Source organism: Streptomyces canus 299MFChir4.1 (assembly GCF_000383615.1).
Classification (GTDB): Bacteria; Actinomycetota; Actinomycetes; order Streptomycetales; family Streptomycetaceae; genus Streptomyces; species Streptomyces canus_C.
The window spans coordinates 304,478-330,254 of the sequence record NZ_KB911585.1 but is presented as its reverse complement, the minus strand read 5'-3'; the positions used below and the strand labels follow the sequence as shown (position 1 = coordinate 330,254).

The window sequence follows — 25,777 nt, the reverse complement described above, 5'->3', positions numbered from 1 at the left end:
CATGCGGATCTCCGTCTCCTCGGACATGGACGAGCCAGTGGCGCGCACTCTCGTCGACGAGCTGCGCGCGCGGGGCCACGAGGTGGCCGTGCACGGCGCCCTGAGCCCCGGGGCCGATCCGCAGTGGGCCGTCTGCTCCGAGGCCGCGGCCCGTGAAGTCGCCGCGGGGACCGCCGACCAGGCCGTCGTGTGCTGCTGGACCGGCACCGGCGCCTCCATCGCCGCGAACAAGGTCCCCGGCGTACGGGCGGCCCTGTGCACGGACGCCTACACGGCGGACGGCGCACGCCGCTGGAACGACGCCAACGTGCTCGCCCTCAGCCTCCGCCTCACCTCCGCGCCGCTCCTCAAGGAGATCCTCGACGCCTGGTTCACCGCGGAGGCGAGCGAGGACGCCGAGGACCGGGAGAACGTCGCCCGGGTGGGGCGCCTGGACACCGGCCGGGCCTAGGAGGCGCGTATCCGGTCAGACGCTGAGCGGGACTGCCGGCTTAAGCTCCCCGTGGTCGATCAGCCAACGCACCGACTCCAGCACCGCGGCCTCCGATTCGTAGCGCGGGGCGTAGCCGAGGAGGGTCCTGGCCTTCTCGATGGTGAGGCACTGGCTGCGGTGCAGGTGCTCCCAACTCGCCTCGGCGTGTTCCGGGGCCGTGATCCTGCGGAACTCCTCCCAGGTCACCGGCTCCAGTGACGCGGTCCGACCGAACCAGCCGGCCGCGATACGGGCGTACCCGCGCACGTTCAGCGCGGTGGGGGCCACGACGGTGAAGTCCTCTCCCGCCGCCGCGTCCCGGTGCTCGACCGCCCGCTCGAAGGCCTGCGCCACGTCGTCCGCGTGCACATGGTGCATCAGCTCGACGCCGCTGCCGGGGACCTTCAGCGACCGTCCCGCCGAGAGCGTGTACCAGACCGCGGGGTCGAGGCTCCCCAGCGGACCGATCGGGTGCCAGCCGGGGCCGACGATGTGCCCGGGGTGCAGGGATGTGGTCACCAGGCCCCCGGAAGCGGTCTCCTCCTTCAGCATCCGGGCGATACGGTCCTTCTGGATGCCGTACTCCCCGACGGGCGGGGTGCCCGTGGTCTCGGAGATCGGCAGCTTGTCGGCGGGACCGTGACGCCACACGCTGCCGCAGTGCACCAGGTGCCCGACCTCGCCGCGCAGGCGCTCGACCAGCGTGGTGGCCGAGCCCAGGGTGAAGCAGACGAGGTCGATCACGACGTCCGGCTCCAGCCCGGCCACGCGGTCGCCGAAGGTCCCCTCGCCGTCCTCCTGCTCCCGGTCGGCGACCACCTGACGCACGTGTCGCCATTCGGGAGCCTCGACGTAGGCGGTACGGCTGCCACGGCTGATGTTGATCACTTCATGGCCGGCGCGGACCAGCCGGGGGACCAGGAAGGTGCCGATGTGCCCGCTACCGCCGATGACGACGACTCGCATGTTCTTCCCATCAGTGTCAGGTCGGTCAGGCCAGTCTGATCAGGCCCCCGGCGGCGCCGTCAAGCTCCGCAGTGCAGAGACCTGCCTCAGCAGTTCCTCGTGGCCGTCGGGCACGAGCGCATGGCGGGGGAGGACGAACGGCCGGCCCAGGTCCGGGTCCGGCCGGTCCCGCGCGGTGACGAGGACCAGCTCGGTCACCGCGACCGGCCGGCTCACCAGCCCGTCCGGCCGCCGGGCCGGGATCCCCGCGACGGCCACGTCCACGTCGCCCTCGTCCGGACGGCCGGCGCGGCCGCCGCGTCACCGGTGCGCAGGTCCAGCCGCACCCTGGGACGGGCAGGCCACGAACGCCCGGCGGACCAGGGCCTGGTGGCCGCCTGCATGAGCCATCACCCGCGCATGAGGCGCCGGCCGCGCCGCGAAACCGCAGCCCTCGGTGGACATCTCGGTGGCGCGGGACCGTTGTCAGTGGTGGCGACTAGCCTGCGGGCATGATCGAGACGACCGAGGGCGACCGCGCCTTCCCGCCCGCCCTGGCCGACGTGGCCCGCGTGGAGTTCGACTACGCCGACGGCGAGGGCGTCGACTTCGAGCCGTACGACGCCTTCGACTCCGCCGAGGAGACCACCGACTGGCTGCGCAACTGGACCGGCAACCACGAACTGGACGGCGATGCCTACCGGGTCTTCGGACAGGACGGCACCGGTGGCCTCGCCGCCCTGTGGCGCGTGCGGCCGGGGCGGCCCCTCGCCGAGCAGCCCGTGGTGTTCCTGGGCTCGGAGGGCGAGCGCGGTGTCGTCGCGGCGAATTTGTCCGACTTCCTGTGGGTGCTGGCCGACGGCCTGGGACCGATGGAGGTCGTGGAGCACGAGGAGTACGACGCCCGCCCGAACCCGGAGCTGACCGAACTCGCCGAGCGCCACGCGACCACCCCGCGCCGGACCACCCGCGACATCGTCACAGCCGCCCGGTCCGAGTTCCCGGCGTTCTCCGAGGACATCGACGCGCTCTGCCGGTGAGCGGCGTCAAGGCCGACGCCACTCCACGGCCAAGGCCCGACCAGGATTGTCGACGAGGATGCGCCCCACCAGTTCCTCACCCAGCTCGACCACGAGCCGCGGACGTATCCGGCGCAGCAGATACGGCATCCCGGGGCCACCGTTGACGGACCGGGCGGCCGCGGTCGTGGTGTCTCCGCCCAGAAGCAGACGGTCCCCGTGACCCGCCTCGGCCAGGGCCTGTACGGCGTCCGGCATGCGCCAGTCCGTGGCGTGGTTGGCGCGCGAGGGCCCGTCGAAGGCGAGGTAGCAGCCCGAGGCCGCGGCCTGGCGGTGCACGGTGAAGTCGGGGGAGCGGTTGAGGTGACCGAGGATCACCCGCTGCGGCGGCACCCCCAACTCCCCGCACAGCAGGTCCAGGACGTCCAGCGCACCGGTCCCCAGCTCCAGGTGGACGGCGATCGGCGCCCCCGTCGCGTGGTGGGCCTCGGCCGCCGCGGACATGGTCCAGCGGGCGTGCGCGTCGAGCGTGTGGAAGCCGCCGGCCACCTTGATCAGCCCCGCGCGGACGCCGGACGTGCCGATACCCTCGGTGAGTTCGGCGACGAACACCTCGGCGAGACGACCGCGCAGTCCGGCGAGCGTCGCGTCGTCGTAGTGGACGGCCTGGTGCAGCCCGGTCGCGGCGACGATCCGCACCCCGGTCTCTCGCGACAGCGGCGGCAGATCTGCGGCCCGCCGCCCCAGCCCGTACGGCGTCCACTGCACCACCGTGCCACCGCCCAGCTCGGCGAACGCCACCAGCTCGGCCCGCGCCGTGGAAAGGCTCCGCAGCTCCTGCCCGGGCAGCTGGGGACTGCCGAAGAACAGATGGTCGTGGGCGTCGCACACCCCGAGCTCCCCGGCGGGAACGTCACCGGCCACCGTACGCACCGCGCCCGCGCTCACCACTGCCGTCCCCGCCCCAGCCGCTCCCGGCCCGGCGCCGACACATGCAGCACCTCGAACATCTCGCCGTCCGCCTTGGGCCACTCGTGCGTCCAGAGCGAGAAGTGGACGAGCTCCCAGCGGGCCGTGTCCACGGCGGCCGCCGCGCACACCGCGCCGTCCTCCCCGGCCAGCCGCCCCGTCTCACCCACCGCGTCCGCCATCACCTCGGCCAACTCCACGCCCTCGGGCACCTGTTGGCTCCGCCGTACGGCCCACCGGGCGGGGTGGCCGACGGTGCCGCCCTCCTCGTACGACAGACCCGACCACTGGCGCACCGACGGTCGGCCGAAGTCGTTGCTGAGGCCCTGGAAGGCGCCTCCCCAGAGGAAGGTGTTCATGCCCTCCATGGTGTTCCAGAGGTAGAAGGGCGCGTACTGGTTGACGGGTGATCCGTTCACCCCGCGCTCGCGCATCAGGTACGTCTTGAAGCCGAGCCCCTCCCAGTCGTCCAGCAGATGCCCGACCCGGGCCACGCGGGCGCGGACGACGTCCATGTCGTAGTCGGCGGGCAGGGTGAGTTCGTACTGCATGGCGTGCATCGGGCGTCTCCTCAGGCGGGGTAGTCCTCGGGGGCGACATGCGCGTCCCAGTCGGCTGTCGTGCCGTCCTCCGCGGCCTCGACGACCGCGAGATGGGTCATGAAGGTGCGCGGCCCGGCCCCGTGCCAGTGCCACTCGCCCGGCTCGATCCACACCGTGTCGCCCGCGCGGATCGGCTCGGCGGGAGCACCCCTGCGCTGCACCAACCCCTCGCCCTCCAGGACATGGAGCACCTGGCCGTGCGGATGGCGGTGCCATGCGGTGTGCGCGCCGGGGGCGAAGTGGACGTTGAACATCCGCAGCCGGGACGGGGCCTCGGGTGCGGCTATCTCGTCGAGCCACACCGTCCCGGTGAAGTTCTCCGCCGCTCCCTGCCGGGTCCCGGGGCGCTGTCGGGTGATCTGCATGTCTGTCGACTCCTTTACGACTACGACGAGAGGGGTGCGAGCAGCTACGACGTGTGGGGTGCGAGCAGCGAGAGCAGGCCCCGCACGCCGGTGTCGAACGCGGCGGGCGAGCCGGACGCACGGGCGAGGACATAGCCGCCCTGGACCGTCGCGAGCACGGCGGCCGCGATCTCCTCGCCGTCGAGCGTGGTCGCGAACTGGCCCTGTTCCTTGCCCTCTTCGACGATCCCGGCGATGCGCTCGCGGATCCAGTCGATGGTCTCGTCGACCGGCGCGCGCAGTTCGTCGCTGGCGACGACGTCCGGATCCATCGTGAGCCGGCCGATCGGGCAGCCGCGCAGCACGTCCCGCTCGCGCCGCAGGTACGCCTTGATGCGCTCGTACGGCGTGCCGGGCCCGCCGAGCGCATTCTCCGCGGTGGCGCGCAGCTCCTCGGCGGTCCTTCGGATCGCGGCCAGGGCGAGGTCGGGCTTGCCCTTGAAGTGGTGGTACATGCTGCCCTGTCCCGCGCCCGCGCGCTCCAGGATGGCCTTGGGGCTGGTCCCCACGTAGCCGCGCTCCCACAGCAGCTCACGGGTGGACTCGATCAGTCGGTCCGAAGTGCTCATACCGGCACTGTACATACTAGTAGTTACAGAAGTCGAGACCCCTGGGGAGCAGGCCGAACAGGCCCACGTACTCCCCGGGAGGTACACGCACTGCCGCTGGCCGTACGACGACCCGGCCCCCTCCCCGGAGCCAGTCTCGAAGCATCACCGATCGACACCTTCAGAAGTCCAGGGAGACGAACCGACATGCAGACTCTCGCGAACTGGGACGGTGGCCCCGGCCCGTGGATCCTCTTCTTCCCGCTGATCTGGGCGGCCGTCGTGCTCGGCGTCGTCACCGTCCTGCGCCGCACACTCTGGCGCGGCCGTCGCGGACCGTGGCGTGCCATGGCCGAGGCCGGCCCCTCCGGCGACTCACCGATCGCCATGCTCGGCCGCCGCTTCGCCTCCGGAGAGATCGACGAGGACGAGTACTGGCGCCGACTGTCCGTCCTGGACGAGCAGTTCGGCCGCGCGGCGGGCAAGGGCGGTGCGGCATGACCGTCACGACCGCCTCGACGAGGACGCTGCCGGCCGCCCGGGTGCTCGACGCCGTGAAGGTGTACGGCAGCGGCGACACCGGCGTGCGGGCTCTGGACGGGGTGAGCGTCGACTTCCCGGCCGGTCGCTTCACCGCGATCATGGGGCCCTCGGGCTCCGGCAAGTCCACCCTCATGCACTGCGCGGCCGGCCTCGACACGCTCACCGAGGGCGCCAGCTACATCGGCGACACCGACCTCGGCTCCCTAGACGACCGCCGCCTGACCCTCCTGCGCCGGGACCGCGTCGGTTTCGTGTTCCAGGCGTTCAACCTGGTGCCGACCCTGACCGTGGAGGAGAACATCCGGCTGCCACTGGACCTCGCGGGCGGCAAGGGCGACCCCGAGTGGATCGACGCGCTGATCGACGTCGTCGGCCTGCGCGACCGGCTCCGTCACCGGCCGGCCGAGCTCTCCGGCGGGCAGCAGCAACGCGTCGCCGTGGCCCGGGCGTTCGCCGGCCGGCCCGACGTCGTCTTCGCCGACGAGCCCACCGGGAACCTCGACTCCCGTTCCGGCGGAGAGGTTCTCGGCCTCCTCGGCAGGACCGTGCGCCGGACGGGCCGCACGGTCGTCATGGTCACCCACGACCCGGTCGCCGCCGCCCACGCCGACGAGGTCGTCTTCCTCGCCGACGGACGCCTGGTGGACCGTATGGAGAACCCGACCGCGGACAGTGTCCTGGACCGCATGAAGGCCCTCGAGGCGTCCTCGGGGGCAGCGGCGACCTCGCGGACCTGGACGGAGGGTCCCGTATGAACGCCTCCCTCCGTCTGAGCGTGTCCTCCCTGCGCGCCCACAAGCGGCGCTTCGCCGGCACCTTCCTCGCCGTGTTCCTCGGTGTCGCCTTCCTCGCCGGAACACTCGTCATGGGCGACACCCTCCGCGCCGGCTTCGACACCATGTTCGGCAACGCGACCAGCGGCACCGACGCCGTGGTCCGCAGTGCCGAGGCCATCACCACGCCGGGGGAGAGCCAGGGGGTGCGCGAGCCGGTCACCACCGACCTGGTCAGGACCGTCGAGCAGGTCCCCGGCGTCGCGGCCGCCGTCCCCGACATCCAGGGCGCCGGCCAACTCGTCGGCGCGAACGGCAAACCCATCGGCGGCCAGGGTCCGCCCACCCTCGCCGGCAACTGGATCGACGACCCGAAGCTCAACCCGTACGAACTGGCCGAGGGCCGCGCGCCGAAGAGGTCCGGCGAGGTCGTCGTCAACCGCGGCACCGCCGAAAAGGGCCACCTGAAGATCGGCGACACCACGGTCCTGCGCACGCCCGACCCCGTCGAGGTGACCGTCGTCGGTCTCGCGACCTTCGGCGGCGAGGACGGCATGGCCCAGGTGACCTTCACCGGCATGACCCGGGCCGACGCGGAGAAGTACCTCACGGCCAGGCCCGGTGAGGCGTCGACCATCCAGGTGCGCGCAGGTCCCGGTGTCAGTCAGCGGGAGCTCGTCGAACGGCTGACCCGCGTACTGCCGCAGGGCGTCGAGGCGATCACCGGTCAGGAGTCGACCGAGGAGAACACCGACATGATCTCCAGCCAGTTCCTGTCCGTCTTCACCACCCTTCTCCTGGTGTTCTCGGGCATCGCCCTCCTGGTCGCCACCTTCTCCATCCACAACACCTTCGCGATCGTCGTCGCCCAACGCACCCGTGAGAACGCCCTGTTGCGGGCACTCGGTGCCTCCCGTCGCCAGGTCACCGCGTCGACCCTGACCGAGGCGAGCGTCGTCGCCGTCACCGCCTCCGCCGTGGGCATCGCGGGCGGCATCGGGGTCGCCGCCGGCCTCCAGGCGCTGTTCCCGGCGATCGGATTCCCGTTCCCCGAAGGCGACTTGGTGATCAGCGCGCTCTCGATGCTGCTGCCGCTCGCGGTCGGCGTCGTGGTCTGCCTGGGCTCCGCGCTGCTGCCCGCCGTACGCGCCGGACGCACCGCGCCGCTGGCCGCGCTGCGCGAGACGGCCGTGGACCAGTCGGGCGCCTCCCGCGTCCGTGCCGTCACCGGGGCCGGCCTGGCCGCACTCGCCGTGGCCCTCACCCTCACCGGCGTCCTGGTGTCACCGTCCCTCTGGCTCGCGGCAACCGGCGCCGTCCTGGCCCTCGGAGCCTTCGTGGTCCTCGGCCCGGTCGCCTCCACGACGGCCGTACGCGTGCTCGGCGGTCCCCTCGGCCGGCTCCGCGGCGTCACCGGGTCCCTCGCCCGCCGCAACGCCCTGCGCAGCCCCAGGCGGACGGCCGCCACCGCGAGCGCACTGATGATCGGCGTGGCCGTGGTCTCGTTGTTCACGGTGTTCGGGGCGTCCCTGAAGGCCACCATGGACCAGACCGTGTCCCGGTCCTTCGCGGGCGATGTCGCCGTCAGCACCCCGTCGTTCGGGGCGGGCGGCAGCGGCCTGAGCCCCAGGCTCGCCGGAGTGCTTCAGGCCCTCCCCGAGGTGGACACGGCCGTGGGCCTCGGACGCGGTGTCGCCGAAGTCGACGGCAAGGGAAGGGCGTTGACCGTCACGGACCCACTCGCCCTGGAGCGCACCTTCGACCTCGGCACCGTACGGGGCTCCCTGCGCGGCCTCGGCACCGACGGCATCGCCATCACCCGGACGGAGGCGCAGAAGCAGGGCCTCACGACGGGGGACAGGACCCGACTCACCTTCACCGACGGCGAGAAGGACACCTTCACGGTCCGCGCGGTCTACGGCCGGTCCGAGCTGGCGGGCGACTACGTCATCACCCGCACGGCCTGGGCCCCGCACCGCACGCAGGACTCCGACACGCTCGTCGCGGTCTCCTTCAAGGACGGCGTGAGCGCCGGCGCGGGCAAGGCGGCGGTGGAGAAGGTGGCGGCACGGTACGGCCATCCCGAGGTGCAGACCCGCGACGAGTACGCACAGTCGTCGGCCGGCGGCATCGACATGATGCTCACGCTGGTCTACGCGTTGCTCGCCCTCGCCGTCCTGATCGCCCTGCTGGGCATCGCCAACACCCTGACCCTGGCGATCCACGAACGCACCCGCGAACTGGGCCTGCTGAGGGCCGTGGGCCAGACCCGTTCCCAGCTGCGCGCCATGGTCCGCTGGGAGTCGGTCCTGGTCGCCGCCTTCGGCACGGTCGGAGGCCTCACCCTCGGCGCCTTCCTCGGCTGGGTATTGGTCAAGGCCTCGGACGGCACGAGCGACAGCACCTTCGCCTTCGCCGTCCCGCCCCTGCAACTCGCGGTGGTCACCCTGGTGGGCCTCACCGCAGGAGCCCTCGCAGGCCTGCGCCCGGCCCGACGCGCCGCGCGTCTCGACGTATTGCGGGCGATCGCGACCGAGTGAGTGGGGTGGGGGAGCGGACCGCCGATCGCTGGGTCGGCGGTTCGGCCGGGACGCAGCGGGAGGGGCGCGTCGGTGCCGGGACGGCGAAGGTGCGGGAGCCTTCGTGGGCTTGCGCCCGGCCCGACGCGCCGCGCGTCTCGACGTACTGCGGGCGATCGCGACCGAGGGAGTCGTGCGGGACCGAACCGCAGTTCGCGAGTCGGGCGGGAGCGAACCACCGGGTGACACCGGCATGAGCCCACCGGCACTCACGGAGCCGGCGCGTCGGCCACGCGCGAGCCGGAGGGGCGCGCCGGTGTCGCGACGGCGGACGCGAGGCGGCCCGAAGGGCCGGGCACGATCGTCGCAACGACACCGCGTGGAAGCGCCCCGCAGGCTGACGAGCGAACGCCAACAGAGGAGTCGTCACCGCCCGGTCAGCCGGCAACGGCGGACCGGGCGGGAGCGTGTTCGGGCCTGCGGGCGTCGGCCCGCACCTCGACGAACCTGAGCGCGGTCTTGTCGAGGACGGTGCGCCGCTGCGGCCGTGCGGCGGAGGGCGTCGGCAGGGTGAACCACACGAACTTCCCCGACTCGCCGTCCGGCCGTACGCCCCAGCTCTCACTGACCGCGGCGACCATCGCGAGCCCGCGCCCGCACGTGGCGAGCGGCTCGGTGTCCTTGATGTCGGCCACGACCGGCAGACGCGGGTCGTGGTCGTGCACCGAGACCATGAGCCGGTCGAGCAGCAGCTCGATCTTCACGGTGCACGTCTTGTCCGGCTGCGCATGGCGGTGGACGTTGGTCAACAGCTCCGTCACACCGAGCACGGCCCGGTCTATGAGGGGATCCAGATGCCAGTAGCGCAATTGCGCAGAAAGGATTCTGCGGACCTGGCCGATCCGCGACGGCAGAGCCTGAAGCTCCACCGTGCAATGCCTGCTTGGGTGACTGATCACGGCTGCGACTCCCCGACGTGAGGTCCGGAAGAACACGGAGTTCGGATCGAGCAGGTGCCTGCGTGAAACGGCCGCCTGCTGTCGTGCCCGGCGGGCTGGTTTGCAGCGTGATCGCCGGTTAACCCAGAGTGATGTGAGACCAGCGTGACTCAGGAGACGCGGTACCGCAACTCGCGGTGACCTACCGGCTACGCCCCGCAGCCCGGCGCACGGCCTCGATGAACCGCCGTGCCGCGGGCGGCCCCGGCTCGCCCGGAGCGGGGTCGTGCTCGCCCAGGGTCAGCAGATACCGGTTGCCGTTGAGGTCCGCGAGAGCACGGTCGTGCGCGGCGAACCAGGGCTTGGAGGCGCGCACCGCCTGGACCGGCGCGCTGTCGATCTCGCTGCCGTAACTGGTGAGCAGTTCCAGCCTGCCGTCGTTGATCCGGACCTGACCGGCTCGGGTGAGCGAGCGCAACCTCTTCCCGATCCGCACGCCCGTAGCCCTGAACTCCGGCTCCGCCATGCCGCCCCGCCCCCTTGTGCGCGTCGGTGTGCCGACCCGTGCGGCCGCGTGGGCCGAGAGCCGGGTTCTGTCGTGATCCAGTGTGCGCCCCCGTTCGAGACGTCCGTCCCGCCCGGTGCAGTCTGCCCGCCACGGGCGTCGAGCACCAGTACGCATGACATCTGGCAGGGAGCGCCCGGAGCACTCGCCCGAATGCGCCCCCGCCCCCGCACGCCGTTGCGACCCCAGGGTGCCTTTGAGGCTCTCAAAGGTGCGTTTATGCAGGTGAGAAGCGTGCGGAAGGTGTCTATGATCGAGTCATCGGCCGCGCGACGCGCCGTCGGCGCGAAGTGTTAGGAGCCCCGCCGTGAGCACCCCTCAGCAGATCCGGACCGGCGACACCCTCGACATCGACCACAGCGACACCGCCTACCGCGGCTGGCTGAAAGAAGCCGTCCGCAAGGTCCAGGCCGACGCCAACCGCTCGGCCGACACCCACCTCCTGCGCTTCCCGCTCCCGGAGAAGTGGGGCATCGACCTGTACCTCAAGGACGAGTCGACCCACCCGACCGGCAGTCTCAAGCACCGGCTGGCCCGCTCGCTCTTCCTCTACGGCCTCTGCAATGGCTGGATCCGGCCGGGCTGCCCGGTGATCGAGGCGTCCAGCGGCTCCACCGCGGTGTCAGAGGCGTACTTCGCCAAGCTCATCGGCGTGCCCTTCATCGCGGTCATGCCGCGCACGACGAGCGCCGAGAAGATCCGCCTCATCGAGTTCCACGGCGGACGGTGCCACTTCGTGGACGACCCGCGCACCATGTACGAGGAGTCCGCCCGCCTCGCGGGGGAGACGGGCGGCCACTACATGGACCAGTTCACCTACGCGGAACGGGCCACGGACTGGCGCGGCAACAACAACATCGCCGAATCCATCTTCCGGCAACTGGAGTTGGAGCGTTTCCCGGAGCCCGCGTGGATCGTCGCCACCGCCGGCACCGGCGGCACCTCGGCGACCATCGCGCGGTACGTCCACTACATGCAGCACGACACCCGCATCTGTGTGGCCGACCCGGAGAACTCCTGTTTCTTCGAGGGCTGGAGCACCGGCGATCCGGACGTCACATGCGACTGCGGCTCGCGCATCGAGGGCATCGGCCGGCCGCGCATGGAGCCGAGCTTCGTGCCCGGGGCGATCGACCGCATGATGAAGGTCCCGGACGCGGCCAGTGTCGCCGCCGTGCGCGCCCTGGAGCGGGCCATCGGCCGCCGGGCGGGCGGCTCGACCGGCACCGGACTGTGGAGCGCGCTGAAGATCATCGCCGAGATGGTGGCCGAGGGGCGCAGGGGGAGCGTCGTCACCCTTCTCTGCGACCCTGGCGACCGCTACCTGGACAAGTACTACTCGGACGCCTGGCTGGCCGAGCAGGGCCTGGACATCGAGCCGTACACGACGGCGATCGCCTCCCTGCTGGAGACGGGGGTCTGGCCCGGTCGGGCCGCTCCCGGCAGCCTCTAGCCGGGCTCCACCAGCCTCTAACCTGGTCTGCCGCACGTTCGAGTTTCGGGCGGGTGCCCAGCTCAAGGATGCGCGTCAGCCGACGACCCGCCTCACCATGCACTTTCCCAAGAAGGGCTCCCGCTAGGAGCCCTGCGCCGCGAGCCGCCGGTCCAGCCTCCGGACCGCCTCCCGGAAAGCCCGCCCCAGCCCGGGCCTCCCGAGCCTGGTGACCGCGCGGAACGCCGCCGTGCCGTCCACGGCGAACGTCCAGCGCACGTGGGTGCCCTGCCCGGCGGGAGTGAGCCGCCACTCCTCGGCGATGGCACGGGCGCCGGGCGCGTTCGCCACGTCCACCCGGTAGGCGTACACCTCCGGGGCGTCGGCCGCGAGGATCGTCTCCTGGAAGCGCCCGCCGCCCCTGAGGTGGATCTCCCGGGTCGAGCCGTCCCCGGTCGAGCGGGCCAGGGTCACCGCGGAGAACCATTCCTCCCAGCCCGGTACGTCCTCGGCGAGCGCTCGGTGGACCGCCTTGGGCGGAGCCGACATCTCCTGCGCGAACACCATCCGTACGGGCGCGGCGGCTATGAAATCGAGCCCCACCTCGCGCAGTTGGTGAGCCATGGACACACTCCCCTGGAGTCCGACGGGAAGGGGCCACCCTAGTTGACGCTCAGTCAGATGTCTGTACCGTCAACGGACTCGCCCGCCACGACCAGCCGTCGCAGATGCTCCGAGACCTCCGCGCGCGCCGACGCCGGCAGTCCGGCGTCCGTCACCAGCGTGTCGACCTGATCCAGCGAGGCGAACGAACTCAGGCCCACGGTGCCCCACTTGGTGTGGTCGGCGACCACCACGACCCGCCGTGCCGACTGCACGAGACGCCGGTTGGTCTCGGCCTCCGCGAGGTTCGGCGTCGACAGGCCGGCCTCGACCGATATGCCGTGCACACCCAGGAAGAGCACGTCGAAGTGGAGCGCCCCGATCGCCTGGTCGGCCACCGGCCCCACCAGCGAGTCGGAGGGCGTGCGCACCCCGCCGGTCAGCACGACGGTCGCCGCGCCCTGACGGGGACCCGTGGTGCGCTGCGCCGCGTGGAAGACGTCGGCCACCCGCACCGAGTTGGTCACCACGGTCAGGTCCGGCACGTCGAGCAGATGGTGGGCCAGCGCGTACGTCGTCGTACCGCCCGACAGCGCGATCGCGGTGCCCGGGGCGACCAGCTCCGCCGCGGACCGCGCGATGTCCTCCTTGGCGGTCAGCTCCAGACCCGACTTCGCCTCGAAACCGGGCTCGTGGGTGCTCGCCTCGACCACCGGGACCGCGCCGCCGTGCACCTTCTCCAGCACACCCTGGCGGGCCAGCGCGTCGAGATCGCGCCGCACGGTCATGTCCGACACGCCGAGCTTGCGGGTCAGCTCGTTGACGCGCACCCCGCCTCGGCGCCGGACCTCGTCCAGGATCAGGGCGCGCCGCTGCTCCGCGAGGAGGTTCTGATTCTCACTCACGTACGCTCCGGTCCTTTCGCCTGGGGCCGTCCGACTCGCCCTGCGCACCCTCTCCCACAAGGACATTTTGCCCGTCCCTGGTGCGCGGGACGTCCCATACTCGCACGGGCCCCCACCAGGAGCGCCACCGACCGCCCCGTCGCGCTCACGTCACCGGGGTGACATTGGGCTCCGGCCGTCACCCGGATCGGGGAGATTCCGTGACGAGTGGTGCGCGCAAGGCGCTGAGCGGAGATCCTTGTGCCCGCACGGACAGATGCCGACGGCGCGTCACGGGGGAAGTGCGAAGCAGTGGAACCTCTCACCACCATAGGTGCGGACGGCTCGGCCGCCCGGCCCGAGGAATCCGGAACCGCCCTGGAACTCCTGGTCCACGGAGTGGGCGGCACCACGCCGGAGAAGATGCTCGACGATCCGCGCACGGTACGGATCACCGGCGACGAGGTCGCGGCCGTCTTCCGGCGCGCCGACGACGTCGACGCCGAGAAGAGACCAGGCGACGGGCGCACCGGCCCGGTGCCCGAGGCGTACGTCTGGTGCAATCTCACCTCCGGCAACGGCACCCGCGCCCTGTGGCTGCTGTTGCTGCCGTTCATGGTGGTCAACCTCGCCCACTGGATGCGCCCCACCGCACGCGGCCGTAGACGGACCGTGCGCTTCTACGGCCTCCTGGTACGGCTCGCGAGCCTGACCCTGACCGTTCTGCTGGTCGCCGCCGCCTGCGAGGTCGCCCTGGACCTCGCGGCCTGGCAGTGCGCCGGCACGCGCGCGTGCGCCGAGTCGCACTCCTGGCTGGGCTTCCTGTCGCCCGATCTGTCGGACGGCGGCTGGTGGAGCCGGCCGGGCCGCCGCCTCGCGCTGGCGGCCGTGGTCCCGGCCGCGCTGACCGGCCTGCTCTGGTACCTGTCCCACCGCACCTGGAGCGCCTACGAGTCCCAGCAGCCCATGGCCCGCCCCGGCGAACCGGAGGAGGACAACGATCGCACCGCCCTCGGCCGGCCCGGCTTCTGGTACGGCCGCCGGCTGGTCGCCCGCCTGCGGGCCGCGCACACCGCGGCGGGCCTGCTGACGATCGCCGCGGCGGTCAGTTCCACGGCGGCCCGCTTCGACCGCGAACCGGGCGGCCCCGCCCTCCTCGACACGCTCGGGCGCCTCCTGGAGGCCGGTCTCGTCGCCGCCGGGGTCGCCGTGGTCTGGGTGGTGTGCCGCCGCGGCCGCAGCGAGAACTACCTCGACCGGCGGCTCGACGGGCACCTCGTACGGCGCCTGCCGCTCGCCGCGCTCGTCCTGCTCGCCCTCGCCGCCGTGTACGCCGGGTGGGAACGGCCGGGGTGGCAGTCGCACGGCCGGCTGTCGGGGGACGCCACCTTCGGCGGGATCGCCTTCGTGCAGGGCCTGCTCGTCGTCGCCCTGGCCGTGGTCGCCCATCTGCTGCACCGCACGCATCCCGACCCGCGCGCCGCGATGCGTGGCCTGGCCGGCCCCGCCGTGGCGACGCTGGCCTGCGCCCTGGGCGGCGTGATGTCCGGCGGCGTCTCGCAGCGCGTCGCGGACTGGCTGGACGGCACCGGCGCCACCATCCTGGGCCCGCCGGTCCTGCTGACCTGGCAGGCGTCCGTGATCCCGCTGGTCCTCCTCGTGCTGCTGGGCCACTGCGCGTGGCTCGGCCGGCGCACCTGGCGCTCCGGCCGGGACCAACTGGGCGCCGTCGAGAGCGAGTACCCCGCGGAGCCCAAGGACGCGGCACGCACCCGCCGCATCGCCCGCGCCCGCGCCATGGCGGCGCTGACGGACCGGGGACCCCGCCTGCTCGGAGTGACGTCGGCCAGCACTTTGATCCTCGGAGCCGGAGCCCTCGTCGGCGCCCTGACCTCCCGCAGGACACCGGCAAAGGCCACCGAAGGGGCGTACGCCTTCGTCCAGGGCGCCGCCGACACCGCGCAGGCACTCGGCTCCTGGCTGATCGGCCTCGGCTTCATCCTGTTCGTCACCTGGGGCCGCCGCGCCTACAAGGACCCCTCCGCGCGCCGGACCATCGGCATCCTCTGGGACGTGGGGACCTTCTGGCCGCGCGCCTCCCACCCCTTCGCCCCGCCCTGCTACGCCGAGCGCGCGGTACCGGACCTGACCTGGCGGATCGCGACCTGGATCCGCGCCACGCGCGGCCGGCTGGTCATCTCCGGACACTCGCAGGGCAGCGTGCTGGCGGCCGCCGCGGCCTGGCAGCTGGAACCGGCGGTCCGGGGGCGGGTCGCCCTCCTCACCTACGGCTCCCCGCTGGAACGCCTCTACGGCCGCTGGTTCCCGGCCCACTTCGGCCCGGCCGCGCTCACCGCCCTGCACCACGACGTGGACTGCTGGCGCAACCTCTACCGGCTCACCGACCCCATCGGCGGCCCGGTCCGGCTGCCCGGCGACTGCGGCCCCGAGGTGGACCGGGAGCCCCTGATGGACCCGCTCGCCTACGGCCGCACCAATCTGCATCCGCTGCCGTCGGCGATCCTCGGCCACTCCGACTACCAGGCCGACCCGGTCTTCGCCGAGGAGCGGGCGAGACTGCTGGGCCGGCTCCAGCCGGATGTGCCGGGACCGCGCTCTCAGGACGGCTCGGGCAGATCCTCGGCGTAGAGCAGGGTCAGGTCGTCCTTGGTCGGGTCCTCCACGTGGGCGACCCGGCTCGCGTGCCGCTCCACCATCGCCTCGAAGGTCTGGCGCGCGGTACGGCCGTTGCCGAAGGCGGGACCCTTGGGCAGCACGGTGAAGTACTTCCGCAGGGCCTCCGCGGCGCCCGGAGCCAGCCGGTACTCGTGCTCCTCGGCCTGCTGCTCCACGATGCTGAGGAGTTCCTCGGGGTTGTAGTCGCTGAAGGTGATGGTCCGTGAGAAACGGGACGCCACACCCGGGTTGACCGACAGGAACCGCTCCATCTCGGCGGTGTAACCCGCGACGATCACCACGACCGCGTCCCGGTGGTCCTCCATCAGCTTTACCAGCGTGTCGATGGCCTCCTTGCCGAAGTCCCGGCCCGAGTCCTCCGGCGACAGCGCGTACGCCTCGTCGATGAACAGCACTCCGCCGCGCGCCCTGTCGAAGGCCTCCTGGGTGCGGATCGCGGTGGACCCGATGTGCTCGCCGACCAGGTCGACACGGGACACCTCGACGAGATGACCTTTCTCCAGCACGCCGAGGGAGGCGAGGATCTCGCCGTAGAGCCGGGCGACCGTCGTCTTGCCGGTGCCGGGGGAGCCGGTGAAGACCAGGTGGCGCTTGACGGACGCCGCCTTGAGGCCCGCCTGCTGGCGTCGCCGGCCCACCTCGATCATGTCGGTGAGCGCCCGCACCTCGCGCTTGACGCTGTCCAGGCCCACCAGGGCGTCGAGTTCACCGAGGACGGCCTTCGAGGTACGCGAGGGCTTCTCCGGCTCCGCGGGGGCGATCAGCGGGTCCTGCTCGGTGACGCGCTGCCCGGGGATCGTCCCCAGCAGACCGGGGGAGCGGGACTCCGTCTGCACGACCGTCTCCCGGGCCGCGGGCGGAGTCGGGCCCCCGCTCTCGTCGCTGGTGCAGTCCTCGACGACGGGGCCCGCTCCGGCGGCGGCGTCCGGGGCGTCCGCGAACTCGTAGCCCCCGCGCGCGCAGCGCTCCGTGCGGCACTTCCTCAGCGTCGTACGGCAGCCGTCTATGACATGGAAGCCGTACCCGCCGCTGCCCGTCACCCGGCAGCTCAGGAAGCTGCCGCGGCCGCCCGCCGACACGTAGAAGCCCGCCTCGGCGGGGGAGTCGACCGTGCAGCGCTCGATCGTCGGGTCGGCGCCCTTGGTGACGATCACGCCGGTCTGGGTGCCGTCCACGGTGCAGCTGTTGAGGGTGCCGCCGCTGCCGTGGTCACGGAACCAGGCGCCGGTCGCCGCGTCCCGGATCCGGCAGTCGTCGAGCTGAGCGGTGGCGCCGTCGCTCACGGACACGGCCGTGTTGCGGACCTGGGAGATGTCGGTGTCGACGACGTCCGCGCGCGAGCCGCGGTCCAGGACGAACAGGGCGTCCGGCACGTCGTGCACCCGGCAGGAGTCCAGTACGGCGGTGGCGCCGTCGCTGACCCAGACGGCCGGGTAGTCGCCCGTGCTGTCGAAGATCTCGCACTGGTCGGCGTCCACGCGGGTGCCCGGGTCCCACACCGACAGGCCGTTGCGCCCGAACTGACGGACCGTCGTGCGGGTCAGGGTGAGCACCGAGCGGGAGCGCAGGTCGACCGCGTTCTCCGGGATGTCGTGGATGCGGCAGTCGGCCAGGGTCAGGACCGCGTCGGTGTCGAGCGTGACGCCGTCGCCGGTGGTGCGGTGCACATCGCAGTCGGTGAGGTGCGCGGTGGCCCGGCCGGTGACCTGGACCCCGCTGCCGCGGACCTCGTAGACCTCACAGCCCACCGCCTCCAGCGCGGAGTTCTCCCCGGTCGCCGCCAGGCCCGCGCCCGAGGTGTGGTGGATCCGGCAGCGCTCCAGACGGGGGTGGGCGCCCCCGCGCACCGCGACGCCGGACTGCCCGGCCGCCACGATCTCGCACTCCTCGAACACCCCGCCCGCGCCGTCCAGTACGGCGATGCCGACACCGGCCGGGTTGTCGACGGTGCAGCGGCGCACGGTCGGGCGGGCGCCACCGCGCACCTCTATGCCGGCCGCGGACCGCGTGACGATCCGGATGTCGGCGAGCTCCGGGGTGCCCTCCTCGACGAGCAGGGCGGGCGCGGCCGCGTCCTGGCCCTCCACATGCAGGTCCAGCACCACGGCGGAGGCGCGCACGGTCAACGGCACCCCGTCCAGGGGCGCGATCCGCACGGAACCGGGCGACCCCTCGGGGCCGCGCAGGGTCACCGCCCGCTGCACGACGAGGTTCTCCCGGTAGGTGCCGGGCGCGACCGTGAGCACGTCACCGTCCGCCGCGGCCTCCAGGGCGGCGGCGAGCGACGCGTACTCACCCGTGCGGCGCCGCCACCGCGATGTACCGGTGTGCGTCACCTGGACCGTGCCCTGTGCCATGGCGTTGCTGTGCCCCCACCTCGTAGTACGCGGGTTTGTGCTGCCGAGGAACCTCGGCCGGTCCACCGTAGCGTGCGCGCGGGCGGTGGGTTGACCAGAGCAGCAAGGCCGTCAGCTGCCGGTGCCGGTTCGGCCCCAGTCCGGGCCCGCGCGGTCCCAGGCCTGGTCCCAACGGGCGTACCGGCGACGGACCATGCGCCAGACGGCGAGCCGCCTGACGCCCTCTGTCAGGCCCGCGGTCAGCAAAGCCGCCCCGGTGCCCGCGAGAACGGCATGGGTGGTGGCGGTGGCGGAGTCCAGCGGCCGGGCCGCGATCTGTCCGTGGAGGTCCGTCCACAGACGGAAGTGGTCGCCGCGGTGCGGCATCTGGAGACCGGCCATGACCGTGCCGTGGTGCGTGGTGCCGTCCGGCGCGGTCCAGTCGGCCACCACGCGGGTGCGCGGACTCCGCCCCGCGGTGGCCTCGGGGTCGGCGTCCAGCGGCGAGCGCTCCAGTGTGCGGATCACGGTCGCCGTCACCTGCCGCCGGGAATCCTGCTGTTCACGGACCGACCGCTGGAGCGCGCCCTGGGCCGCATGCCCGGTGACGGCGCCGATCACCGGCCCGAGGACCAGGATCAGCAGCAGGGCCAGGAGGGCGGCCCAGGCCTCGGCCAGGTCGGTCCCACGGCGCAGCGGGTTGCGCCGCCAACGCCAGAGTCCACTGATCGCTCGCACCGTCCGCACCCCCTTCCCGCTCCGTGATAACCCCGGACGGAGTCGTTCACGTGCGGGACCGGCCGAAGAGAGAGCGAAATCACCTGCGGCCGGTCCTCTCATGAACTCCTCACGAAGGCCCTAACGTGTGGGCCCCCGGGCGGTGTTCCCGTCGGCGGGAGCCGGGTGGATCTTTGGCGGAACTTTGTCCGAAGGCCGCTGCTTCGACCCTCCGCCCGCTCCCTATTCGAGGATCGTGACCGGGTCGCCGACCCGGATCGTGCCGCGGGAGCGGGGCACCAGATTCTGTCCGAAGACGAGTTCGCTGCCGAAGCGGCGCTGCCGGGCCAGGCTGTGCAAGGGCTCCTTGCCGCGGACGGCGCGGTCCTGGTCGGTGGTGGTCACCACGCACCGCCCGCACATCTTGGCCACTCGGAAGGTGACGTCCCCGATGGCGACGAGCGACCAGTCGTCCTCGGCCCAGGCGTCGGTGCCGCCCACGACCACGTTCGGCCGGAAGCGGTTCATGGGCAGGGGGCCCTCGGCCGCGTGTCGGCCCTCGGAGATCAGGGAGTTGAGGGCGTCTAGGGACGCCGCTGAAGTCAGCAGCAGCGGATATCCGTCGGCGAAGGTGACGGTCTCGCCCGGCAGCGCGTACTCGGGTTCGACCGGACGGCGTCTGGCGGGGTCGTCCATGTGGACGAGGCGGGTCTGGGCGCCGAGGTATGCGCTGCACCACGCGTGCGCGGCCGCGTCGGCGGCGAGCACCCCTTCGACCTTGTCCCCGAAGATGTCCAGCGTGACGGTCTCACCCGGCTCGGGGACCGGCACCGCCAGCGGCTCCACGCCGGGCGCCGACAGCATGACACCGCCGCCGGGCAGCAGCTCGGCGGCGGCCTGCGCGAGGCGCGGGTGCTGTCGCTGGGTGACGACCTTTCCCCCGTCGTCGACCAGCGCCCAGCGCCGGTCTCCGGCCAGTCCCCAGGGCTCCACCGCGGCCTCCTGGAGTGCCAGACTCCGCAACGCCTTGACCGGATGGACGTGGATCGACAACAGCTGTGCATTCCCCATGGGGCCATCGTGCCAGGTGGCACCGACAGCCCGGGAGGGGATCAGTACCCGCGGTACTGCTGGTTGTTGTACGGGTCCTGGTAGGGAGCCGCCGGAGCGGGCCGGGGGGCCGCGGGGCGCATCGCCTCGTAGCCCGTGCCCATGCCGGGGCCGGCCGGACGCTGCTGCTGCTGCGGTCCGGGGTAACCGCGGGGCGCGGCGGCCTGCTGCGGGATGTACGCCGCGGGCGCCTGCTGCAGCGGAGCGGGCTGCTGCGCCTGCGGATAGCCGTAGGAGGAGTAGGAGGGACCCGCGGGAAGAGCGGGCAGCGAAGACGGCAGCGCGGGCAGGTGGCTTGCCGGGACGTCGTACGCGGCCGGCACCCGGATCGGGGCGATCTGCGGGGTGCCCCGCTCGGCCACGAGTGAGTCGTAGATCGGAGTGTCCGGGAAGGAGGCGGAGTAGTAGCCGCCGCCATAAGTGGAGCGGGGGGAGGTCATGGCACATAAGTTAAGCCCACGATGTGCTGGTTGGGGAGACCGATAAGAGGGTTGTTTTCCGTGTCGGCAGTGACGCGGGACCCCCAATGCGAGCGAACTCGGCAAAAAAGGACGCGAATCCAGGTCCCATCCTCGTAAAGGCCGAGTTCCGAGCGGGTTACCGCCGGTTGCCCGGCGATCTTCCTGTGCGCGGGATGGGAGTTCGCCGGCCCGGGGGAATAGGTTGTGCGGGAAGAACTCCAGGGACCGCCGGGGCGCGTCCTGGCCTGCCGACAGCTGATGGGGGCGGACATGTCAATGCCGAAAGGGTCGAACGCGCCGGTGCCCACGACGGCACTGCGCGTCGAAGTGGGCTGGCGCTCCGGGCCGGGGGTCCCCGACGCGGATGCCTCGGCCCTGCTGCTCGTCGGCGGAAAGGTCCGTTCCGACGCCGACTTCGTCTTCTACAACCAGCCGCAGCACTCCTCCGGAGCCGTCCGCCACGAGGGCAAACGGACCGACGGCGGCCGGGTGACCGACACGCTGCTCGTCGATCTCGCGCGCGTGGAGCCGTCGGTGGAGACCGTCGTGCTCGCCGCTTCCGCGGACGGCGGGACCTTCGCCGGCATTCCGGATCTTTACATCGAGGTGCGGGATGAGGCACGGGGAACCGTGGCGGCGCGGTTCGGCAGCACGGGTGCGACCGTAGAAACCGCTTTCGTCCTCGGGGAGTTCTATCGCCGCCAGGGCGCTTGGAAATTCCGCGCCGTCGGTCAGGGCTACGACAGCGGACTGGAAGGCTTGGCAACGGACTTCGGGATCACCGTGGACGAGCCCCAGCAGGCGGCACCGGTGGCACCACCACCCACCCCTTCTTCGCAACCGGTCCGCCTTTCCAAAGTCACGCTGACCAAGGCGGCTCCCTCAGTCTCCCTCGCGAAACAGGGCGGCACCTCGGGCGCGATGCGCGTGAACCTCAACTGGCAGGTGCGTAAACAGTTTTCGGGTTGGGGCAGCAAGCGCGGCCGCGCGGTGGCCATGCACGCCGACCTCGACCTCGACCTGTGCGCCCTGTACGAGCTCGCCGACGGCCGCAAGGGAGTCGTCCAGGCGCTGGGCAACGCCTATGGAGCCCTGCACCAGCCGCCGTACATCCACCTCGACGGCGACGACCGCACCGGTGCCGTGGCGAGCGGCGAGAACCTCACCGTGAACCTCGACCACACACGGGACTTCCGGCGCATCCTCGTCTTCGTCACCATCTACGAGGGCGCGCGCTCCTTCGCCGACCTGCACGCCACGGTCACCCTCCAGCCGCAGTACGGCGCCCCCATCGACTTCTCCCTCGACGAGTGCACGGTGCCCTCGACGGTGTGCGCGCTGGCCCTGATCACCAACACCGGCGACGACCTGGTCGTGCAGCGCGAGGCCCGCTATCTGGTGCCCGACCGCGGGGTGAGCCCGCAGCGGACGGTGGACCAGGTCTACGGCTGGGGCATGAACTGGACACCGGGCCGCAAGTGAGGCCTCACCGCTCCTCGCCGACGGCGGCGTCGGGGCGCGCGTAGGTGCGGCCCTTCCAGGCCGCGCCGCGCCCGCGGTAGTGCTGCACCGCCGAGTCGACCGTCATCAGGAGATAGAGGAACGCGGTGAACGGCAGCAGGGGAGCGAGCCACCGCGGCTGCCGGTAGTAGCGGAGCATCGGGAGGTACGTCCCCGTCATGACGAGCCACGCGAGAGCACCGGGAATCACGGTCGCCGCGCTCCCCGTAGCCAGGCCCGTGACGACGGCGACCGGCGGCACCAGATAGACCAGCGCGAGCCCGAGGACCGTTCCGAACAGCACAAGAGGGTTGTGGCGCAACTGGGCGTACGCGCTGCGCGACACCATCCGCCACAGGTCGTGCAGCCGGGGATAAGGGCGCACACTGTCCACCCGCTCGGCGAGGCCCAGCCAGATGTGGCCGCCCCCGCCCTTCACGGCCCGCGCGAGGGCCACGTCGTCGATGACGGCGTGCCTGATGGCGTCCGGGATCCGCGCCCGCTCGGCGGCCTCGGCGCGCAGCAGGACACAGCCGCCCGCCGCGGCCGCGGTGCGCGCACCCTTTCTGCCGATCCGGCGGAACGGATACAGCTGCGCGAAGAAGTAGACGAACGCCGGCACCACGAGCCGCTCCCACAGGCTCTCCACCCGCAGCCGGGCCATCTGCGAGACGACGTCGAAGCCCCCGGCGTGCGCGGCGGCGACCAGCCGCCGCAGGCTGTCCGGTTCGTGGGCGATGTCGGCGTCCGTCAGCAGCAGGTACTCGGGGTCACGCGCGCGTGCCAGGCCGATGCCATGGCGTACGGCCCACAGCTTGCCCGTCCACCCCGACGGCGGCTCACCCGGTGAGGACACGGTCAGCGCGAGTCCGCCGGCCCGGCGTGCCAGTTCGCGTGCCAGCTCTCCGGTGCCGTCCGTGCTGCCGTCGTCGACGAGGAAGACCTCCGCCCGCCCCGGATAGTCCTGGGCCAGGAGGGAGGGAAGGCTCGCGGGCAGCACCTCGGCCTCGTCGCGAGCCGGCACCACCACGGCCACGGACGGCCAGGCCGCCGGCTCCCGCTCCGGCGGGAGTCTCACATCCGTGCGCCAGAAGAACCCCTGGCAGAGCAGCAGCCACAGCCAGGCGGCGAGGGACAGGGCGGCGGTCCACGCGATGGCGCTCACGCGCGCAGTCTGCCCCACGGAACCGGCCTCCAAGGGCTCATCGTCTATCGTGGCCGGGTGAAGATCGCGCTCTTGGACTCCGGAATCGGTCTGCTGGCGGCCACCGCCGCGGTACGGCGACTGCGCCCCGACGCCGATGTCGTGCTCTCCCTCGACCCCGACGGCATGCCGTGGGGTCCCCGGACCCCGGACGACATCATCGGGCGCGCGCTCACCCTCGCCGAGGCCGCCGCCGCCCATGGTCCCGAGGCCCTGATCATCGGCTGCAACACCGCCACCGTGCACGCCCTGACGGCCCTGCGCGCCCGTCTGGAGCCGGATCTGCCGGTCATCGGCACCGTCCCCGCGATCAAGCCCGCCGCGTCCGGCGGCGGCCCCTTCGCCATCTGGGCGACGCCCGCCACCACCGGCAGCCCGTACCAGCGCGGTCTCCTCGAGGAGTTCGCGGACGGGGTGCCGGCCACCGAGGTGCCCTGCCACGGTCTCGCCGAGGCGGTGGAGCACGCCGACGAGGCCGCCATCGACGCCGCCGTCGCCGCGGCCGCCGCTTTGACCCCCGAGGACGTGACGACCGTCGTCCTGGGCTGCACCCACTACGAACTGGTCGCCGAGCGCATCCGCGCCGCCGTACAGCGCCCCGGCCGTCCGCCGCTCGTCCTGCACGGCTCCGCCGGAGCGGTCGCCGCCCAGGCACTGCGCCGGATCGGCGAGCAGCCCGCGCCCGAGGCCGCGGCCACCGGCACCCTCACCGTGCTGCTGAGCGGGCGCGAGGGCGCCGCCCTGCCCGCCCCCGCCCTGGCCTACGCGGAGGGCCGGCTCCTGCGGTCGGCCACGCCCGCCCGCTGACCGCCGCGGACGGCCGGAAAGCCCTGCCCGGAGCAGTTACTCTGCGCGACGAGGTAGCCGCACGGGGAAACCTGAGTAACCTCATAGACATGAGGGACCACCTCCACGGCGAGCACTCCTCGCACCACACCGACGTCTGGACCGGCCGCGCCTCCAACCGGATCCAGTGGCTGCTGGCGCTCGGCGGTGCCGCGATCGTGGCGCTCGGCGTCGAGCTCGCGGTCGACTCGGCGTGGACCTCAGGCGTGGTTCCGCTGGTCATGTCCGTGGTCGGCTGCATCGCGGCCGGACTGCTGGTCCTCTTCCTCACGCTCGCCTTCGTCCATGTCGCCCTCAAGGTCGACATGGACTCCCTGGAAGTGCGCTGCGGCCACATCGGTGTGCCGCGCCGCCGCATCCCGCTCGCCCATGTCGCCGGAGCCGAGTTCGTCCCGCACGTCAACCCGCGGCAGTGGGGCGGCTGGGGCTATCGCTGGCGCCCCGAGAAGGGGACCGCCGTCGTCGTACGCCGTGGTGAGGGTGTGGTCCTCCAACTGTGGGACGGCCATACGTTCACGGTCACGGTGGACGACGCGGAGTCCGCCGTACGCATCATCCGCGACCGGCTGCGGCCGAGGGCTCCGGGTCCGCGACGCTGAGACCGGGCCGACCGGTCACTTCCGGGCCGGTTCGTCGGTCAGCGGGTGGGCCGTCGCCAGGCCCGCCAGAAGCCCGACGCCCACCGACACCATGGTGAAGCTCAGCGCGTTGCCCACCGCGGCGATCGCCGCCAGTACCGTCAGGGCCGCGGCCGCGGTGAGGACGACCGGCGTGGGACGGGGAGAGCGCCACAGCGCGTACAGCAGCCAGCAGAAGGCCGCGGCCAGCAGCAGCGTTCCGATCACCCCCTGCTCGGCGGCCATCTGAAGCGGTGCGGAGTGCGGTTTCCCGTCGGGGGCCAGGGACTGGGCCGCCGTCGTACTGAGCTCCCCGAAGCGGCCCGGACCCACACCGAGGGCGGTGTCCTCGCGGGCCAGGTGGAGGGCGTCGTGCCACAGCTCTATCCGGTGCGGGGTGAGTCGGCCGCGCAGCGACTCGGTGAGCCCGTCCGGCACCGCGTTCCCGGCCACCGCCCAGGTCAGGCCGGTCGCCGCGGTCGCGGCGAGGGCGAGAACGGCGAGGCCCGGGCCGCGGTGGCGCGTCCGCCCCGCGGCGAGCGAGGACAGCAGCACCGCCGCACAGGTGACCAGCCCGGACACCGAATCCAGGGCGGCCGCGGCCACCACGATACCGGCGGCCAGCAGCCGCAGCAGGACGCGGAAGGTGGGGGAGGCAGTGGTCCAGGCGGCGCAGCACGCGGCACCGGTGGCGAGTGTCAGCAGGGCGGCCGTGGCGCCCGCGTGACCCAGGGGTCCGACGATCTCCGGTCCGGGCGTGAGACGGGGGAGCCCGGCTGCCAGGGCCACTCCGGTCAGCGCGGCGGCGCACGGAGCGGCGACCGGCAGCAGCGCCCCCGAGATCCGGCCGGCGGCGTATCCCGCGGCGACGGCCAGCAGGGCGAGCAGCACCCCCTCCGGACGACCGTCGTGCGCGGCCGCTGTGATCAGCGACCAGCCGGCACAGGCGCCGAGCACCAGGACGCCCACCCCGTCAGAAACGTTTCGTCTGTCGCCGTCCTTCTCGGACCCGGCCACAGACGTCATCCCCGTGGAACCCACCCCGCCCCCCGAAACCCCGGTCCCCCGACCTG

26 protein-coding genes are annotated in these 25,777 nt (G+C 72.5%); 10 read left to right on the top strand and 16 right to left on the bottom strand.

Annotated elements, in window-relative coordinates:
• Nucleotide 1: 1 nt before the first annotated feature.
• A complete protein-coding gene (locus H293_RS0112420; RefSeq protein ID WP_020118207.1) occupies nt 2-451 on the top strand; it encodes an RpiB/LacA/LacB family sugar-phosphate isomerase in 450 nt (149 codons plus the stop codon).
• A gap of 15 nt (nt 452-466) precedes the next feature.
• Here H293_RS0112420 and H293_RS0112415 read toward each other — a convergent pair whose 3' ends face one another.
• Both H293_RS0112415 and H293_RS61630 read right to left on the bottom strand, forming a co-directional pair.
• Nucleotides 467-1,438 (bottom strand): NAD-dependent epimerase/dehydratase family protein, encoded by a 972-nt coding sequence (locus H293_RS0112415; protein WP_020118206.1) that lies wholly within the window; start codon nt 1,436-1,438, stop codon nt 467-469.
• Between the two features lie 39 nt (nt 1,439-1,477).
• Entirely contained in the window at nt 1,478-1,702 is a 225-nt protein-coding gene (locus tag H293_RS61630) for a hypothetical protein (protein ID WP_020118205.1), read from the bottom strand.
• Between the two features lie 227 nt (nt 1,703-1,929).
• On the opposite strand from H293_RS61630, the gene H293_RS0112405 reads away from it, so the two are divergent.
• Nucleotides 1,930-2,457 carry a hypothetical protein gene (locus H293_RS0112405; RefSeq protein WP_020118204.1) on the top strand — a complete coding sequence of 176 codons (528 nt, stop codon included), beginning with the start codon at nt 1,930-1,932 and terminating at the stop codon, nt 2,455-2,457.
• Nucleotides 2,458-2,463: 6 nt separating this feature from the next.
• Here the strand turns inward: H293_RS0112405 and H293_RS0112400 are convergent, their stop codons facing one another.
• From H293_RS0112400 to H293_RS0112385, 4 genes are read right to left on the bottom strand one after another with little or no spacing between them, the layout of a single operon-like run.
• On the bottom strand, nt 2,464-3,387 hold the full coding sequence (locus H293_RS0112400) for a phosphotriesterase family protein (protein WP_020118203.1): 924 nt from the start codon (nt 3,385-3,387) through the stop codon (nt 2,464-2,466).
• Entirely contained in the window at nt 3,381-3,965 is a 585-nt protein-coding gene (locus H293_RS0112395) for a DUF4865 family protein (protein ID WP_020118202.1), read from the bottom strand. Before H293_RS0112395 ends, H293_RS0112400 begins: the two co-directional genes overlap by 7 nt.
• 11 nt (nt 3,966-3,976) lie before the next feature.
• Entirely contained in the window at nt 3,977-4,372 is a 396-nt protein-coding gene (locus H293_RS0112390) for a (R)-mandelonitrile lyase (RefSeq protein ID WP_020118201.1), read from the bottom strand.
• A 44-nt stretch (nt 4,373-4,416) separates the two neighbouring features.
• Nucleotides 4,417-4,995 carry a TetR/AcrR family transcriptional regulator gene (locus tag H293_RS0112385; RefSeq protein ID WP_028807780.1) on the bottom strand — a complete coding sequence of 193 codons (579 nt, stop codon included), beginning with the start codon at nt 4,993-4,995 and terminating at the stop codon, nt 4,417-4,419.
• Between the two features lie 171 nt (nt 4,996-5,166).
• Here H293_RS0112385 and H293_RS0112380 point away from each other — a divergent pair, with 171 nt between their 5' ends.
• From H293_RS0112380 to H293_RS0112370, 3 genes are read left to right on the top strand one after another with little or no spacing between them, the layout of a single operon-like run.
• A complete protein-coding gene (locus H293_RS0112380) occupies nt 5,167-5,460 on the top strand; it encodes an SHOCT domain-containing protein (protein ID WP_020118199.1) in 294 nt (97 codons plus the stop codon).
• A complete protein-coding gene (locus H293_RS0112375; RefSeq protein ID WP_020118198.1) occupies nt 5,457-6,257 on the top strand; it encodes an ABC transporter ATP-binding protein in 801 nt (266 codons plus the stop codon). The genes H293_RS0112380 and H293_RS0112375 overlap by 4 nt, the downstream gene beginning before the upstream one ends.
• Complete coding sequence (locus H293_RS0112370) at nt 6,254-8,815, top strand: ABC transporter permease (RefSeq protein ID WP_020118197.1); 2,562 nt, start codon at nt 6,254-6,256, stop codon at nt 8,813-8,815. The genes H293_RS0112375 and H293_RS0112370 overlap by 4 nt, the downstream gene beginning before the upstream one ends.
• A gap of 416 nt (nt 8,816-9,231) precedes the next feature.
• On the opposite strand, the gene H293_RS0112365 is transcribed toward H293_RS0112370, so the two are convergent.
• Nucleotides 9,232-9,753, bottom strand: a complete 522-nt coding sequence (locus tag H293_RS0112365; RefSeq protein WP_078612567.1) for an ATP-binding protein — start codon at nt 9,751-9,753, stop codon at nt 9,232-9,234.
• Between the two features lie 181 nt (nt 9,754-9,934).
• Nucleotides 9,935-10,258 (bottom strand): hypothetical protein, encoded by a 324-nt coding sequence (locus H293_RS0112360; RefSeq protein WP_020118195.1) that lies wholly within the window; start codon nt 10,256-10,258, stop codon nt 9,935-9,937.
• Nucleotides 10,259-10,604: 346 nt separating this feature from the next.
• Here H293_RS0112360 and cds1 point away from each other — a divergent pair, with 346 nt between their 5' ends.
• Entirely contained in the window at nt 10,605-11,750 is a 1,146-nt protein-coding gene (gene cds1 / locus H293_RS0112355; RefSeq protein ID WP_020118194.1) for an L-cysteine desulfhydrase Cds1, read from the top strand.
• A 123-nt stretch (nt 11,751-11,873) separates the two neighbouring features.
• Here the strand turns inward: cds1 and H293_RS0112350 are convergent, their stop codons facing one another.
• Nucleotides 11,874-12,353 (bottom strand): SRPBCC family protein, encoded by a 480-nt coding sequence (locus H293_RS0112350; RefSeq protein ID WP_020118193.1) that lies wholly within the window; start codon nt 12,351-12,353, stop codon nt 11,874-11,876.
• Nucleotides 12,354-12,406: 53 nt separating this feature from the next.
• Nucleotides 12,407-13,237 carry a DeoR/GlpR family DNA-binding transcription regulator gene (locus tag H293_RS0112345; protein ID WP_020118192.1) on the bottom strand — a complete coding sequence of 277 codons (831 nt, stop codon included), beginning with the start codon at nt 13,235-13,237 and terminating at the stop codon, nt 12,407-12,409.
• A 291-nt stretch (nt 13,238-13,528) separates the two neighbouring features.
• Here H293_RS0112345 and H293_RS0112340 point away from each other — a divergent pair, with 291 nt between their 5' ends.
• Entirely contained in the window at nt 13,529-15,865 is a 2,337-nt protein-coding gene (locus H293_RS0112340; protein WP_020118191.1) for a hypothetical protein, read from the top strand.
• Here the strand turns inward: H293_RS0112340 and H293_RS0112335 are convergent.
• The 4 genes from H293_RS0112335 to H293_RS0112320 all read right to left on the bottom strand — a co-directional run bounded on the left by H293_RS0112335 (nt 15,835) and on the right by H293_RS0112320 (nt 20,516).
• Entirely contained in the window at nt 15,835-18,270 is a 2,436-nt protein-coding gene (locus H293_RS0112335) for a right-handed parallel beta-helix repeat-containing protein (protein ID WP_020118190.1), read from the bottom strand. The two genes, H293_RS0112340 and H293_RS0112335, sit on opposite strands and share 31 nt — an antisense overlap.
• A 111-nt stretch (nt 18,271-18,381) precedes the next feature.
• Nucleotides 18,382-18,987 carry an Rv1733c family protein gene (locus H293_RS0112330; RefSeq protein ID WP_028807778.1) on the bottom strand — a complete coding sequence of 202 codons (606 nt, stop codon included), beginning with the start codon at nt 18,985-18,987 and terminating at the stop codon, nt 18,382-18,384.
• Nucleotides 18,988-19,209: 222 nt separating this feature from the next.
• Nucleotides 19,210-20,037, bottom strand: a complete 828-nt coding sequence (locus H293_RS0112325) for an MOSC domain-containing protein (protein ID WP_020118188.1) — start codon at nt 20,035-20,037, stop codon at nt 19,210-19,212.
• 41 nt (nt 20,038-20,078) lie between these two features.
• A complete protein-coding gene (locus H293_RS0112320; protein WP_020118187.1) occupies nt 20,079-20,516 on the bottom strand; it encodes a DUF6643 family protein in 438 nt (145 codons plus the stop codon).
• Nucleotides 20,517-20,813: 297 nt separating this feature from the next.
• On the opposite strand from H293_RS0112320, the gene H293_RS0112315 reads away from it, so the two are divergent.
• Nucleotides 20,814-22,019, top strand: a complete 1,206-nt coding sequence (locus H293_RS0112315; RefSeq protein WP_020118186.1) for a TerD family protein — start codon at nt 20,814-20,816, stop codon at nt 22,017-22,019.
• Between the two features lie 4 nt (nt 22,020-22,023).
• Here H293_RS0112315 and H293_RS0112310 read toward each other — a convergent pair whose 3' ends face one another.
• Nucleotides 22,024-23,202, bottom strand: a complete 1,179-nt coding sequence (locus H293_RS0112310; protein WP_028807777.1) for a glycosyltransferase — start codon at nt 23,200-23,202, stop codon at nt 22,024-22,026.
• A 57-nt stretch (nt 23,203-23,259) separates the two neighbouring features.
• Here H293_RS0112310 and H293_RS0112305 point away from each other — a divergent pair, with 57 nt between their 5' ends.
• Entirely contained in the window at nt 23,260-24,048 is a 789-nt protein-coding gene (locus H293_RS0112305) for a glutamate racemase (RefSeq protein ID WP_020118184.1), read from the top strand.
• An 89-nt stretch (nt 24,049-24,137) separates the two neighbouring features.
• Nucleotides 24,138-24,686 (top strand): hypothetical protein, encoded by a 549-nt coding sequence (locus tag H293_RS0112300; protein WP_020118183.1) that lies wholly within the window; start codon nt 24,138-24,140, stop codon nt 24,684-24,686.
• Nucleotides 24,687-24,701: 15 nt separating this feature from the next.
• On the opposite strand, the gene H293_RS0112295 is transcribed toward H293_RS0112300, so the two are convergent.
• Nucleotides 24,702-25,730, bottom strand: a complete 1,029-nt coding sequence (locus H293_RS0112295; RefSeq protein WP_078612566.1) for an O-antigen ligase family protein — start codon at nt 25,728-25,730, stop codon at nt 24,702-24,704.
• Between the last annotated feature and the right edge of the window lie 47 nt (nt 25,731-25,777).

Coding starts and splice junctions, on each gene's coding strand:
- H293_RS0112335 (WP_020118190.1), bottom strand. CDS start 18,270: ATGGCACAGGGCACGGTCCAGGTGACGCACACCGGTACATCGCGGTGG.
- H293_RS0112395 (WP_020118202.1), bottom strand. CDS start 3,965: ATGCACGCCATGCAGTACGAACTCACCCTGCCCGCCGACTACGACATG.
- H293_RS0112360 (WP_020118195.1), bottom strand. CDS start 10,258: ATGGCGGAGCCGGAGTTCAGGGCTACGGGCGTGCGGATCGGGAAGAGG.
- H293_RS0112300 (WP_020118183.1), top strand. CDS start 24,138: ATGAGGGACCACCTCCACGGCGAGCACTCCTCGCACCACACCGACGTC.
- H293_RS0112375 (WP_020118198.1), top strand. CDS start 5,457: ATGACCGTCACGACCGCCTCGACGAGGACGCTGCCGGCCGCCCGGGTG.
- H293_RS0112420 (WP_020118207.1), top strand. CDS start 2: ATGCGGATCTCCGTCTCCTCGGACATGGACGAGCCAGTGGCGCGCACT.
- H293_RS0112370 (WP_020118197.1), top strand. CDS start 6,254: ATGAACGCCTCCCTCCGTCTGAGCGTGTCCTCCCTGCGCGCCCACAAG.
- H293_RS0112350 (WP_020118193.1), bottom strand. CDS start 12,353: ATGGCTCACCAACTGCGCGAGGTGGGGCTCGATTTCATAGCCGCCGCG.
- H293_RS0112380 (WP_020118199.1), top strand. CDS start 5,167: ATGCAGACTCTCGCGAACTGGGACGGTGGCCCCGGCCCGTGGATCCTC.
- H293_RS0112325 (WP_020118188.1), bottom strand. CDS start 20,037: ATGGGGAATGCACAGCTGTTGTCGATCCACGTCCATCCGGTCAAGGCG.
- H293_RS0112295 (WP_078612566.1), bottom strand. CDS start 25,730: ATGACGTCTGTGGCCGGGTCCGAGAAGGACGGCGACAGACGAAACGTT.
- H293_RS0112320 (WP_020118187.1), bottom strand. CDS start 20,516: ATGACCTCCCCCCGCTCCACTTATGGCGGCGGCTACTACTCCGCCTCC.
- H293_RS0112390 (WP_020118201.1), bottom strand. CDS start 4,372: ATGCAGATCACCCGACAGCGCCCCGGGACCCGGCAGGGAGCGGCGGAG.
- H293_RS0112415 (WP_020118206.1), bottom strand. CDS start 1,438: ATGCGAGTCGTCGTCATCGGCGGTAGCGGGCACATCGGCACCTTCCTG.
- H293_RS0112405 (WP_020118204.1), top strand. CDS start 1,930: ATGATCGAGACGACCGAGGGCGACCGCGCCTTCCCGCCCGCCCTGGCC.
- H293_RS0112315 (WP_020118186.1), top strand. CDS start 20,814: ATGCCGAAAGGGTCGAACGCGCCGGTGCCCACGACGGCACTGCGCGTC.
- H293_RS0112385 (WP_028807780.1), bottom strand. CDS start 4,995: ATGTACAGTGCCGGTATGAGCACTTCGGACCGACTGATCGAGTCCACC.